The sequence below is a fragment of the Nocardia terrae genome, from assembly GCF_009760405.1.
In the GTDB taxonomy this organism is placed as follows: Bacteria; Actinomycetota; Actinomycetes; order Mycobacteriales; family Mycobacteriaceae; genus Nocardia; species Nocardia terrae.
The window spans coordinates 569451-581759 of sequence record NZ_WRPP01000001.1 but is presented as its reverse complement, the minus strand read 5'-3'; the positions used below and the strand labels follow the sequence as shown (position 1 = coordinate 581759).

Annotated in this window: 14 protein-coding genes; 5 read left to right on the top strand and 9 right to left on the bottom strand. The window is 68.0% G+C overall.

Annotated elements, in window-relative coordinates:
• Positions 1–42: 42 nt before the first annotated feature.
• Complete coding sequence (locus GPX89_RS02540; RefSeq protein WP_328601436.1) at positions 43–987, bottom strand: AraC family transcriptional regulator; 945 nt, start codon at positions 985–987, stop codon at positions 43–45.
• A gap of 120 nt (positions 988–1107) precedes the next feature.
• Here GPX89_RS02540 and GPX89_RS02535 point away from each other — a divergent pair, with 120 nt between their 5' ends.
• On the top strand, positions 1108–1794 hold the full coding sequence (locus GPX89_RS02535; protein WP_235946635.1) for an NAD(P)H oxidoreductase: 687 nt from the start codon (positions 1108–1110) through the stop codon (positions 1792–1794).
• On the opposite strand, the gene GPX89_RS02530 is transcribed toward GPX89_RS02535, so the two are convergent.
• Positions 1791–2627, bottom strand: a complete 837-nt coding sequence (locus tag GPX89_RS02530; RefSeq protein WP_157354868.1) for a phosphoribosylaminoimidazolesuccinocarboxamide synthase — start codon at positions 2625–2627, stop codon at positions 1791–1793. The genes GPX89_RS02535 and GPX89_RS02530 overlap by 4 nt on opposite strands.
• Before the next feature lie 269 nt (positions 2628–2896).
• On the opposite strand from GPX89_RS02530, the gene pepN reads away from it, so the two are divergent.
• Complete coding sequence (gene pepN / locus GPX89_RS02525; protein WP_157354867.1) at positions 2897–5488, top strand: aminopeptidase N; 2592 nt, start codon at positions 2897–2899, stop codon at positions 5486–5488.
• 74 nt (positions 5489–5562) lie between these two features.
• On the opposite strand, the gene GPX89_RS45280 is transcribed toward pepN, so the two are convergent.
• Positions 5563–5694: a hypothetical protein gene (locus tag GPX89_RS45280; RefSeq protein WP_268893242.1), complete on the bottom strand. Its 132-nt coding sequence runs from the start codon at positions 5692–5694 to the stop codon at positions 5563–5565.
• A gap of 181 nt (positions 5695–5875) precedes the next feature.
• Between GPX89_RS45280 and GPX89_RS02520 the strand changes: the two genes are divergently transcribed.
• On the top strand, positions 5876–6478 hold the full coding sequence (locus tag GPX89_RS02520) for a ClpP family protease (RefSeq protein ID WP_157354866.1): 603 nt from the start codon (positions 5876–5878) through the stop codon (positions 6476–6478).
• Between the two features lie 36 nt (positions 6479–6514).
• On the top strand, positions 6515–7102 hold the full coding sequence (locus tag GPX89_RS02515; protein ID WP_157354865.1) for a ClpP family protease: 588 nt from the start codon (positions 6515–6517) through the stop codon (positions 7100–7102).
• A gap of 83 nt (positions 7103–7185) precedes the next feature.
• On the opposite strand, the gene GPX89_RS02510 is transcribed toward GPX89_RS02515, so the two are convergent.
• The 5 genes from GPX89_RS02510 to GPX89_RS02490 all read right to left on the bottom strand — a co-directional run bounded on the left by GPX89_RS02510 (position 7186) and on the right by GPX89_RS02490 (position 10815).
• Positions 7186–7623: a helix-turn-helix domain-containing protein gene (locus GPX89_RS02510; protein WP_157354864.1), complete on the bottom strand. Its 438-nt coding sequence runs from the start codon at positions 7621–7623 to the stop codon at positions 7186–7188.
• A gap of 246 nt (positions 7624–7869) precedes the next feature.
• The gene (locus GPX89_RS02505; protein ID WP_328601435.1) at positions 7870–8337 is read right to left on the bottom strand and encodes a DUF5130 domain-containing protein; all 468 of its coding nucleotides are present in this window, start codon (positions 8335–8337) and stop codon (positions 7870–7872) included.
• Positions 8324–8602, bottom strand: coding sequence for an aa3-type cytochrome oxidase subunit CtaJ (ctaJ, locus tag GPX89_RS02500; RefSeq protein WP_328601434.1), 279 nt, complete (start codon positions 8600–8602; stop codon positions 8324–8326). Before ctaJ ends, GPX89_RS02505 begins: the two co-directional genes overlap by 14 nt.
• A 78-nt stretch (positions 8603–8680) precedes the next feature.
• Positions 8681–10276, bottom strand: a complete 1596-nt coding sequence (locus GPX89_RS02495; protein ID WP_328601433.1) for a glycoside hydrolase family 13 protein — start codon at positions 10274–10276, stop codon at positions 8681–8683.
• Positions 10277–10410: 134 nt separating this feature from the next.
• Entirely contained in the window at positions 10411–10815 is a 405-nt protein-coding gene (locus GPX89_RS02490) for a globin (protein ID WP_328601432.1), read from the bottom strand.
• A 267-nt stretch (positions 10816–11082) separates the two neighbouring features.
• On the opposite strand from GPX89_RS02490, the gene GPX89_RS02485 reads away from it, so the two are divergent.
• Positions 11083–11811 carry an HNH endonuclease gene (locus tag GPX89_RS02485; protein WP_198347233.1) on the top strand — a complete coding sequence of 243 codons (729 nt, stop codon included), beginning with the start codon at positions 11083–11085 and terminating at the stop codon, positions 11809–11811.
• A gap of 15 nt (positions 11812–11826) precedes the next feature.
• Here GPX89_RS02485 and GPX89_RS02480 read toward each other — a convergent pair whose 3' ends face one another.
• Positions 11827–12282 carry a MarR family winged helix-turn-helix transcriptional regulator gene (locus tag GPX89_RS02480; RefSeq protein WP_198347232.1) on the bottom strand — a complete coding sequence of 152 codons (456 nt, stop codon included), beginning with the start codon at positions 12280–12282 and terminating at the stop codon, positions 11827–11829.
• Between the last annotated feature and the right edge of the window lie 27 nt (positions 12283–12309).

Genomic DNA, 12309 nt, shown 5'->3' with positions numbered 1-12309 from the left:
AAACCGCTCCAAGATGTGCCACTCGGCGGAAGGCGGGGGTGGTTAGGCGGCGGCGGTGCGGTAGGCGGTGGGGCTAAGGCCGCGGTGGCGTTTGAAGGCGGCGGAGAAGCCGAAAGGGTCTGCGTAGCCTACGGATTTGGCGATCTGGGCGACGGTGAGGTCGGTGTCGGTGAGGAGTTCCTCGGCCTCGTCCATGCGGGCGGCGGTGAGGTAGGTCAGGGGTGGTTGACCCATGACTGCGGCGAAGCGCTTGGCGAAAAGGGCTCGGGAGACCTGGGATTCGGCGGCGAGGGAGGCCACCGTCCACGGGGCTCCGAGGGTGGTGTCGATGGCGTGCAGGGCGGGGGCCACGATCGGGTCGGAAAGGCCGCGGAACCACGTCGGGGCGTCGGGGCCTGCCTGCTCGAACCAGGTGCGCAGGGTGCAGACCAGGCTCCAGTCCAGGAGGCGGTCCATCATGGCCTGGGAGCCCGCGCTCTGATCCACGGCCGAGGCGGCGGCCGACTCGAACCAGGCGCAGGTGTCCATGTTCTCGTGGATGACCAGGACCGGCGGCAGCGCGCGCAGCAGGCGGTCGTGGCGACGCGAAGAGGTGCGGTAGGCGCCGACCAGTAGCGCCGTGGCGTCGGCCTCACTGCCCCAATGGATACCGGTCAACTCCTCGGCCGTGCACTCGGAATCGCCTGTGAAGCAGGAGATCTCGTACTCGGTGGGTAGTGCGGCGCGGTGATCGTCCGGATCGGCAGCGAAATCGCCGGAGACGAAACGGAATTCGTCCGGTTCGCGCACCAGCGCGGTATCACCGGCCCCGAGCGTTCGCGGTTGCCCCTCCGGCAGCAGCAGGATGCCGCCGCCACGCATGACGGTGATCATGGTGAGCGGGGCGCGATCGGCGAACCGGATGGTCCAGGGCGCGGGCATGACGGCGTGCGTCAACACCGAACCCTCGGCACGAATACCGCCCAACAGTCTGCTCAGGGGATCCACTCGATCCAGAGTAGACGAATTCCTATCAAATGAAGCTCTTCGCCAATGGATCGTCCACACGCGGGCGGGTGTACTGGAGGCAACGAACCCCGAGCACCACCCGAGTCAGGAGGAAATCCCTTGTCGCACAATGATATCGCTCAGCAGTCCCGCACCGCACTGATCGTGGTCGCGCATCACCGCTCCGATTCCCTGACCGCGCACCTCGCCCGCCGTGCCGCCCGGCAACTGGAGGCCGCCGGATACCGCATCGACCTGCTGGATCTGCACGCCGAGGGCTTCGATCCGCGCATGACCGTCGCCGATCAACCCGACTGGGGCAATCGGGAGAAGTCCTACTCCCCCGAGGTGCACCACCACATGGACCGGATACTGGCCGCCGACATCGTGATCGCGGTCTTCCCGGTCTATTGGGCGAGCGTTCCGGCGCTGCTCAAGGGCTGGATCGACCGCGTCTGGAACTACGGTTTCGCCTACGGTCGCAGCAAGCCCCGGCTCGCGGGCAAACGCATGCTGTGGCTCGGGCTGGGCGGTGTGGCGGCGGGCGATCCGGTCGTCGACTTCATGCAGCAGGCCCTCGACGGCCAGCTCAATATGGGTATCGCCTATTACTGCGGCTTCTCGCACTCGACGGTCGCCCTGCTCCCCGACGCGGAGGAACGCCGTCAGCGTCTGGACGCCGACGGGCGACTCCTCATCGACGCCGCCACGGTCGGCGCGGAACGCGAGGCCCAATACGCCGAGCTGGAGCGCCGCGCCGACGAATTCGTCGCGAACTTCCTTGCCGCGGAAGCTGTTTCGGCCTAGCCCTGGACGCCGTTCCAGGTCTTGCCGGTGATCAGCTCGTAGGCCGCGACGTACTTCTGCCGGGTCACCTCGATCACCTCGGCCGGGATCTCCGGACCCGGGTACTCCTTGTTCCACCCGGTCGAGGTCGACCAGTCGCGCACGAACTGCTTGTCGAAGGACTTCTGCGGGCGGCCCGGCTCGTAGTCGTCGGCGGGCCAGAAACGCGAGGAGTCCGAGGTCAGCACCTCGTCGCCGACGGTGAGAACGTCACCGTCCCAACCGAGTTCGATCTTCGTGTCGGCGATGATGACACCGTGGGCGGCGGCGTGGTCCGCGCCGCGCGAGTAGATCTCGAGTGTCAGGTCGCGCAGCTTCTCGGCGACCTCCTTGCCCTCCTGGTTCACCACGTCCGCGAAGCTGATCGGCTCGTCGTGGCCCTCGTCGGCCTTGGTGGTGGGGGTGAAGATGGGTTCGGGCAGCTTGTCGCCGTCACGCAGGCCCGGCGGCAGCGCGATACCGGAGACCGTGCCGGAGCGCTGGTATTCGGCCAGCCCGCCGCCGGTCAGGTAGCCGCGCGCGATGCACTCCACCTTCACCATCTTCAGCGGCTTGACCCGCACCCCGCGGCCCGCGAACTCGGCGGGCACGTCGGTGGTGGACAGAATGTGGTTGGGCACATCGGAGAAGTACCCGAACCACCAGTTCGACAGCTGGGTGAGCAGCGCGCCCTTGTCCGGGATCGGGGTCGGCAGCACCACGTCGTACACCGACACCCGGTCGGATGCGACCAGGATCAGCGAGTCGCCGTCCTCGTACAGGTCGCGCACCTTACCGGCGTGGATGTGCTTCAACGGTCCTCCTCGTGCTGGGCGATTGCTGCCGCCGCAGAGCTTACCGACGCCCCGACCTGCCCCTCGACCCGCGGTCGAGCGCCTCGAAGTTCATGACGTGGCATTGTGGGGAACGTCGCGTCCGTCCGGGGCCGCGAGTGGAGAATTGTTCGGTCCGCTCGATGCCCTCGTGCGGGCGCATCGCATCACGCATCGCGACCGCGGGCAGCGCCGCCCACCGCGTCGGATGCACCTGCACGGCACAGTTCTCCGAGAGCGAAGGAGCCCCCTTGTCCGCACCGAATCTCACCCGCGAGCAGGCGATCGAACGCGCCGCGACGGTCCAGGTGGAGAACTACAAGGTCGAGCTGGATCTGACCGGGCAACCCACCAATGCCGAAGAGCCGCGCCGGGAGAGCTTCCACACCAAGTCGACGGTGACCTTCACCGCGACGCCGGGTGCGCAGACCTTCATCGACTTCGTGGGCGCGGGCGTGCGCTCGGCCGTCCTCAACGGCGTGGCGCTGGACGTCAGCGGCTACGACGAGGAGCAGGGCCTGACACTGCCGAACCTGGCCGCCTCCAACGAGCTCGTCGTCGAGGCCGACGGCGAGTACTCGAACACCGGCGAGGGCCTGCACCGCTTCGTCGACCCGACCGACAACAAGGTCTACCTGTACTCGCAGTTCGAAACCGCCGACTGCAAGCGCATGTTCGCCTGCTTCGACCAGCCCGACCTCAAGGCCACCTATGACGTGATCGTCACCGCGCCCGAGGACTGGGAGGTCATCTCCAACGGCGCGGTGGTCGAGACCCACAAGATCGGCGCGGTCCTGCGCCACACCTTCGCCCGCACGCCGCGCATGAGCACCTACCTGGTGGCCCTGATCGCGGGCCCCTACGCCAAGTGGACCGACTCCTACAGCGATGCGCACGGCGAGATCCCGCTCGGCATCTACTGCCGCGCCTCGCTGGCCGAATTCATGGACGCCGAACGGCTTTTCACCGAGACCAAGCAGGGCTTCGGCTTCTACCACACCAATTTCGGTGTGCCCTACGCCTTCGGCAAGTACGACCAGCTGTTCGTGCCCGAATTCAACGCGGGCGCCATGGAGAACGCGGGCGCGGTCACCTTCCTCGAGGACTACGTCTTCCGCTCCAAGGTCACCCGCGCCTCCTACGAGCGCCGCTGCGAGACCGTGCTGCACGAGATGGCGCACATGTGGTTCGGCGACCTGGTCACCATGAAGTGGTGGGACGACCTGTGGCTGAACGAGTCCTTCGCGACCTTCGCCTCGGTGCTGTGCCAGGTCGGCGCGACCGAATACACCAATGCCTGGACCACTTTCGCGAACGTCGAGAAGTCCTGGGCGTACCGGCAGGACCAACTGCCCTCGACCCACCCGATCGCCGCCGACATCCCGGACCTGGCCGCGGTCGAGGTGAACTTCGACGGGATCACCTACGCCAAGGGCGCTTCGGTGCTCAAGCAGCTGGTGGCCTACGTCGGTCAGGAACCGTTCCTGGCCGGTCTGCGCGACTACTTCACCGAACACGCCTTCGGCAACGCCACTTTCGACGATCTGGTGGGCGCGCTGGAGAAGGCGTCGGGCCGCGACCTGTCCGACTGGGGCGCGCAATGGCTCAAGACCACCGGCCTGAACATCCTGCGCCCCGATTTCACCGTGGACGCGGACGGCAACTTCGCCTCCTTCGCCGTCATCCAGGAGGGCGCGGAGCCCGGTGCCGGTGAACGCCGCGTGCACCGTCTCGCCATCGGCGTCTACGACGACCAGGACGGAAAGCTGGTGCGCACCAAGCGCGTCGAGCTCGACATCGATCCGGCCGAGCGCACCGAGGTGCCCGAACTGGTCGGCGTCGGCCGCGGCAAGCTGGTGCTGGTCAACGACGACGACCTCACCTACTGCTCGGTGCGCCTCGACGCCGACTCGCTCGACACCGTGGTGGCGCGCATCGCCGACATCGCCGAGCCGCTGCCGCGCACCCTGGCCTGGTCGGCCGCCTGGGAGATGACCCGCCAGGCCGAGATGAAGGCCCGCGACTTCGTGGCGCTGGTGCAGTCCGGCGTCGGCGCGGAAACCGAGATCGGTGTCGTGCAAAGGCTTCTCATGCAGGCGAGCACCGCGCTGGGCGCCTACGCCGACCCGGAGTGGGCGTCCGCGCAGGGCTGGCCCGCCTACGCCGACCGCCTGCTGGAACTGGCGCGCGCCGCCGGTGCGGGCTCGGACCATCAGCTGGCGTTCGTCAACGCGCTCACCGGTTCCCTGCTGTCGGCCCAGCACGTGCAGGTGCTGCGGCAGCTGCTCGCCGGTGACCCGGAGGGCGTCGGCTTGCCGGGCCTGACCGTCGACACCGATCTGCGCTGGCGGATCACCCAGGCGCTCGCGGCCGCCGGGGCCATCGACTCCGACGGCGTCGAGACCCCGCTCATCGACGCGGAACTCGCGCGCGACGACACCGCCGCCGGTCGCCGCCAGGCCGCCGCGGCCCGGACCGCCCGCCCGCAGGCCGTGGTCAAGGAGCAGGCGTGGGACACCGTCATGAACGACGACTCGGTCGCCAACATCACCACCCGCGCCATCGTCGCCGGCTTCGCACCGGCAGGCCAGGCGCAGCTGCTGACGCCTTATGTGGGGCGCTATTTCGCCGAGATCGCCTCGGTGTGGGAGCGTCGCTCCAGTGAGGTCGCGCAGACCGTCGTGGTCGGCCTCTACCCGCACTGGGCCATCACCGACGAGGCGGTCGCGATCGCCGACAAGTTCCTCGCCGACGACCACCCGCCCGCCCTGCGCCGCCTGGTGATCGAGGGCAAGGCGGGCATCGAACGCTCGCTGCGCGCCCGCGCCTTCGACCGCGGCTGACCGGACCACGAGCGACGGCCCTCCCGAAAGATTCGGGAGGGCCGTCGCTCTGCCCCGGAAAGGGTCGGGGCCGATTACCAGGGCTGGCCGTTGCACCCGACCCAGTTCGCCGAGATCGTGCACATGGATGTGATGCCCACCAGCTTCAGCAGGGCGCCGATCAGGCTGCCGACATCGCTGCCGGTGGAAGTGGCGACGAAATTCACGCTTTCATTCCCTCTCTCGAATTTCCCGACCGCACAGGACATTAGGGCGTTGCAACCACAGTTCGAAGACCGATGAATCGGTGCCCCCAATTCCAGCGCCACCGTTTTCCGCTGCCCTGAGCGGATCTGCCCACAGCAGCGTGACGCGACTTCCGGGTGCCTGCTGCGGCACCGTGAAGGCATGGCAGAGAACAAGACTCCGATGTTCAACTGGCGGACCCGGGAACAGCTCTACGCCAGGCGGATCCTGGTGCTGGACGGGGCGCTCGACGACGACAACGGCACCCTCCTGATGACCCAGCTGATGGCGCTGGCCGCCGAGGATCCGGAGGCGGGGATCTCGCTGTGGATCCACTCACCCGGCGGCTCGGTGCCGGCCATGCTGGCCATCCGCGACGTGATGCGCCTGATCCCCTGTGAGGTCTCCACCCTGGCGCTCGGATTGGCTTGCAGCGCAGGACAATTCCTGCTCTCGGCCGGAACTCCGGGCCGCCGCCTGGCCCTCCCGCACGCCCGCATCCTCATGCACCAGGGCTCCGCGGGCATCGGCGGCAGCGCGGTGGAGGTGGAGGTCCAGGCCGACGACCTGCGCTACACCGTCCAAACCATCCTCAGCCGCATCTCCGAGGACACCGGGCAGCCCTACGACCGGGTCTTCGAGGACTCCCTCCACGACCGCTGGTTCACCGCGACCCAGGCCCGCGAATACGGCTTCATCGACGGCATCGTGGAGTCCTTCAACCAGGTGATCCCCGACCGTCCGCGCCTGGGCATCTCGGCGTAATCGCATGGGGCCCGGTCCATTTCCAGGAGGCACAGCATGACCAGCTACACGATCCCGAACGTCATCGCCCGCGATCCGCGCGGCGAACGCATCATGGACGTCTATTCGCACCTGCTGACGGAGCGAATCGTCTACTTGGGCACGCCGATCGACTCCGGTGTCGCGAACGCCCTCATCGCCCAGCTCCTGCACCTGGACGCCGAGAGCCCCGGCCAGGACATCAACCTCTACATCAACTGCGAGGGCGGTGACCTCTCGGCCATGCTCGCCATCTACGACACCATGCAGCACATCCAGTCACCGGTCGTCACCACCTGCGTCGGCCAGGCCATCGCCGTGGGCGCGGTCCTGCTCGCGGGCGGCGCCAAGGGCCGCCGCAACGTCCTCCCCCACTCCCGAATAGTCCTGCACCAGCCCGCGATCCGCGGCCAGGGCACCATCCCCGACCTGATCCTGCAGGCCGACGAAATCGTCCGCATGCGAGCCCAGCTGGAAGCGATCCTGGCCATCCACACCGGCCAATCCCCCGAAGTCCTCCGCCGGGACACCGACCGCGACCGCGTCTTCACCGCCGAGGCAGCCCTGTCCTACGGCCTCGCCGACCAGATCCTCGGTCCGCGGTAGCACCCGCCGGGAATGGCCGACAACGAGTCTCGGCAGCCGATCCGTGGACCGGCTGCCGAGACTCGCGACGTGTGGGAGGAAGGTCAGGCGGCCAGCGCGAGCATGGCCCGGCCGGAGTAGCGCTGGGGCGCGGTCGCGGGGGTGAAGGAGGCGAGGTGGCGGCGGTGCAGTTCCTCGGCCACCCGCAGGGTGAGCGCGCCGAGGTCGGTGCCCAGCGCCCCGGCCAGCGCGGCGATCATCTCGCTCGAAGGTTCCTTGCGGCCACGCTCCACCTCGGAGAGGTACTGCGGCGAAATGCCCGCCCGCCCAGCGGTTTCGGTGAGCTTCTCGCCCAGGTCCAAACGCCGGGACCGCAGCTGCTCACCCAGCGCCTCGCGCCACAGCGGCTCGCGCGCGGCGGCCGGAGATCCGGCCCGCGCACGTTCGGGGACCCGTCCCGCGGGCATGACGCCGCGTCGCTCCCCCCGCCCCGTCTCGTCGAGGCCACCGGGGATAGCTGTCAAACGCGGATGCTCGGCCATACCCTGAGCGTAAGTTCCTCCGGCTCGACTCCGCGCGCCGATCTGCTGAGAGCGAACTCGCGGAGGTTGTCGAAGCCAGGCCGCGACGGAGTTCGAGCTGGGCCACCGATAACACAGCGGCTCCAGACCGACGACCTTCGTCGCGGGCCGGAGCCGTGTTGTTTCCAACGGGGGTTTGGGGGCTGGGCCCCCAAACTGCCCCTTGGGTTTCAGGGGCGAAGCCCCTGTGGTGCTACCGAGTGTCGGCTAGACGCGGCCGATGGCGGCGGCCATCACGCGCACGGCGGAGACCAGCCCGTCGATCAGCTCGCCCTGGCGGAAGGAGCTGGTGGCGGCGGTGGCGCCGAGCTGGCAGACGCGGTCATTGGCGCGTTCGGCGACGTCGCGGCCGGAGCGGACCTCGACGGAGCTGGTGTTCGGGTCCACCGCGATGAGCACCGAGCGGGCGGCCTCGGGGGTGGAGGGGAACAGGGCGTCGACGCCGGCGGACGAGTCCTCGCCCAGGTCACCGATGTAGACGTTGAAGCGCACCTTGGTGGCGCGGGTCGCGTCGGTGAGAGCGTTGTCCATGAGCAGCCGCTCGCGGTCGGTGAACGGCGCGTCATTGAAGATGTCGCCGGCCTCGTGCACACCGGAGACCCGGCCGCTGACGGTGACGGCCCAGCCGTGGGGTAGGTCGGCCTCGTTCACCGCGGGCCAATTAGAACTTGCCACTTGCCCGGCCTCCGATCAGCTCCGCGTGGGCGGATTCGATAGCCGCATGGTCACCATGCGAATCAGCAGTGTCGTGGTGGCCGGCACCGGTCACCTCGTCGGTCGCGCTCCACAGCACGGGCGGCTGGGTCCACTTGTCACCGAGTTCGTAGTGTGCCGGCTTCTTGCCCGGCAGCGGCTTGCCGAGGAACGACAATCCGGCGATCACCAGATAGATCGCGACCGGGATGCCGACGTAGATCAGCACTGTCTGGAGAATGCTCACGGGCCCAACGGTAGTCGATGGTCATGTGACTACTACGACCGGTAAGGGGTAGTGCGACCGTGTCGTAACAATCGCCTTTCAGACCAGCCAGGCCGTCGAGTTTGCCGGAAGTTTCCTCGCGGTAATCGGCGCGCTGGTCAGGACGATGTCCCCGGCGGGCAACAGAATCGGCGCGTCGGTGGCGTTCAGCACACACAGCAATCCGCCCTCGCGCCGGAAGGCCAGGCAGCCCGGCGGACTCCCGTACCACTCCAGCCCGCCCGCGAATTCCGGCCGGACGGCCCGGGTCTCGATCGCCATCCGATACAGCGACAGCATGGAGTCCAACCGCTCCAATTGGGTCTCCACGCTCACCGCCGCCCACTGCGGCGGCATGGGCAGCCACGGCGCGCCCGTGGTGAACCCGAACGGCGGGCGCTCCCCTTCCCACGGCAACGGCACCCGGCAGCCGTCCCGGCCGCGTTCGGTGTGGCCGGAGCGTTCCCAGGTCGGATCCTGCAACGCCTCCTCCGGCAGGTCGTCCACATTGGACAGCCCCAATTCGGCCCCGTTGTAGACGAATACGGCTCCCGGCAGCGCCAGTTCCAGCATGATCATGGCCCGCGCCCGCGCCTGCCCGGCGGGACCGTCGCCGTAGCGGGTGACCTCGCGCTCGATGTCGTGATTGGACAGCGTCCAGGTGGGCGAGGCGCCGACCCCGGCCACCGCGTGCAGCGAATTCTCGACGGCGGCCCGAATCCGGTCCGGGTCGAACGGAGTCTGCGCCAGCCGGAAATTGAAGGCCATGTGCAGCTCGTCCGGCCGGACGTACTCCCCGAAGCGGACATTGTCGTTGACCCACACCTCGCCGATGGACACCGCGTGCGGATACTCGTCCATCACCTTGCGGATGCGCCGATGGATCTCGTGCGCGCCGGGGTTGTTGAAGCGCGGATCGTCATCGTCGAGATGCAGCATCCGGGTGGGCAGGCGTTCCATATCGGGCAGGCCCGGCGGCTTGGCCATGCCGTGCGCGACATCGAGTCGGAAACCATCCACGCCACGATCCAGCCAAAATCGCAGAGTTTGTTCGAAATCGGCTGTGACTTCGGTGTTTTCCCAGTTCAGATCGGGTTGCTCGGCCGCGAAGAGGTGCAGGTACCACTGCCCGGGTCTACCGTCCGGTTCGATCACCCGGGTCCAGGCCGGACCGCCGAAGATACTGGGCCAATTGTTCGGCGGCACAGCGCCGTCCGGCCCGCGCCCGTCGCGGAAGTGATACCGGGCCCGCTCCGGACTGCCCGGCCCCGCCGCCAGCGCCGCCCGGAACCAGGGATGCTGATCGCTGGTGTGATTGGGCACCAGGTCCATGGTCACCCGCATCCCCCGGTCGTGCGCCTCGACGATGATCTCGTCCAGCGCCGCGATCCCGCCGAAGAGCGGGTCGATATCGCGCGGATCGGATACGTCGTAGCCGCCGTCGGCCATGGGCGAGCGCATCACCGGGCAGATCCACAGCGCATCCACCCCGAGTAATTCGAGATAGCCGAGCTTGTCCCGTAATCCACCCAGATCACCGACCCCGTCACCGTCGGAGTCCGCGAAGGAACGGGGATACACCTGGTAGAACACGGCCGATCGCCACCACGGCGCCTGCGCGGCCCCGTCCCCGGCCGCGGCGGAAATCTCTGTCACAGCCGTAATGGTGCCAAAGCACACCGACTTTCGGGTGCCCGTCGTGCGGACTTGTCCAGTTTCAGCAAATGATCAGCGGAGGGGTGCAGCCCGCCGGAAACGCTGTGGGGCGCTGCGCCTTCTGTGGAACGAATTCAGAAAGGCGAGTTCATGAGCGAATTAGCGGCCATCTCGAAGTAGTCGAGCAGCTGCTTCCGGTGCTCATTGTCGAGCACCTCCGGCTCGATCTCCGACACCGCGATGTACATGGCCCGCAGCCACGCGTCGCGCTCGATCGGGCCCACCTTGAAGGGCATGTGCCGCATCCGCAGTCGCGGGTGGCCGCGCTCGTCGGAGTAGGTCCGCGGCCCGCCCCAGTACTGCTCGAGAAACATCCGCAAGCGCCGCTCGGCCGGGCCGAGATCCTCCTCCGGATACAGCGGCCGCAACACCTCGTCGTTGGCCACCTCGCGGTAGAAGGCCGCGATGATCCGATGGAAGGTCTGTTCACCACCCACGGCCTCGTAGAAGGAAGTTGCAGTCTGCTCGCCGGAAGTCACGCACCCATTCTGCCCACTCCCGCGATTTCCGGCCGGGCCGCACCCGCGACCGGGTCGGACGGCGCCCGTTTGTACACCGTTCGCCGCAGCAACGCGAGTTGCTCGACAGCCGCCACGCCCGGGTGCAGGATTGTCACGTCCCGTTCATCCGAATGTGCCCGACAATGTGTGAAATCACCGTGCAATGTGCGCCAACTCATGGTCAACTGGGTGGCAGTCTGCCGAGATACCACACAATCGGACTTATACGAAACCGGGGTATGGCCCATGAAGCAGCGGCACGGCGCTCATCAAGCGCGGACGCATCGACAACTCCAGCCCGCCGACGTCCACAATCGTGGGTCGGGGGCTACTCCGCTGCACTTGCTGTCCGAACATTCTCATTCCGAGCATCACCCGGGCGCTCATCCCGAGCCTGCCCATCCGGGCGACCATCGCGAGTATTCGCATCATCCGCCCACCGCAGCACCCGTTCCCGCCTGGGCCAAACGCCGCGTGCTGCTTCTCAACGCCACATACGAGCCGCTCACCGCGCTGTCCGCGCGCCGCGCCATCGTGTTGCTGATCTGCGACAAGGCCGACACCGTGCACGACAACCCGGAGGGTCCGGTCGTGCATTCCGCCGGAACCTCGGTGGCACTCCCCTCGGTCATCCGACTACGCAACTACGTGCGCGTCCCCTACCGGGCACGGGTACCGATGACCCGCGCCGCCCTCATGCACCGCGATCGCTATCGCTGCGCCTACTGCGGCGGCAAGGCCGAGACCATCGACCACGTGATCCCGCGCAGCCGCGGCGGCGCGCATTCGTGGGAGAACTGCGTCGCCTCGTGCGCGCCGTGCAATCACCGCAAGGCCGACAAACTGCTGAGCGAACTGGGCTGGATCCTGCACCACCCGATGGTCGCCCCGAAGGGTCCGCACTGGCGTTTGCTGTCGGCCAGCTCCGAGCTGGACCCGACCTGGCTGCAGTACCTCGGCGAGGGCGCGGCCTGACCGGCAGACGCGGCGTCACTCACCCGTAGGCAGACCGGCTTCGGCGGCCAGGACGCCGAGCACGCGGAGAAATGCCGTGCGCTCCTCGGCCCTCAGACCGGCGGTGAGTTCCCCGTCCAGTTCCCTGGCGGCCCGCTCGCAGGCCGCCAGCAGTTCGTCTCCGTGATCGGTGAGCGTGAGCACCTGCCTGCGCCGATCCTCGGGATCGCGAACCCGCGCGATCGCGCCCAGTCGTTCCAGGTGATCGGCCAGCGCCACCACCAGGCTGGGCGCGACCCCGAGCCGTTTCGCCAATTCCTGCTGCGACGCGGCCTCACCGTGGCTCAGCGCGGTCATCAGGCCCGCGTGCTTGGGCTTCAGATCCAGGTCGGCGATGCGCGCGGCGAAGCGATCCGCCACCACCGAACCCACCGTCCCGAGCCGGAACGCGACCGTCGCCGGGAGTTCGGTCGGCTTCTTGACTTCATTCACGAGTCAGATGATACTTCCCTCGAACCA

Coding starts and splice junctions, on each gene's coding strand:
- GPX89_RS02520 (WP_157354866.1), top strand. CDS start 5,876: ATGGCAGAGAACAAGACTCCGATGTTCAACTGGCGGACCCGGGAACAG.
- GPX89_RS02515 (WP_157354865.1), top strand. CDS start 6,515: ATGACCAGCTACACGATCCCGAACGTCATCGCCCGCGATCCGCGCGGC.
- GPX89_RS02510 (WP_157354864.1), bottom strand. CDS start 7,623: ATGGCCGAGCATCCGCGTTTGACAGCTATCCCCGGTGGCCTCGACGAG.
- GPX89_RS02485 (WP_198347233.1), top strand. CDS start 11,083: ATGAAGCAGCGGCACGGCGCTCATCAAGCGCGGACGCATCGACAACTC.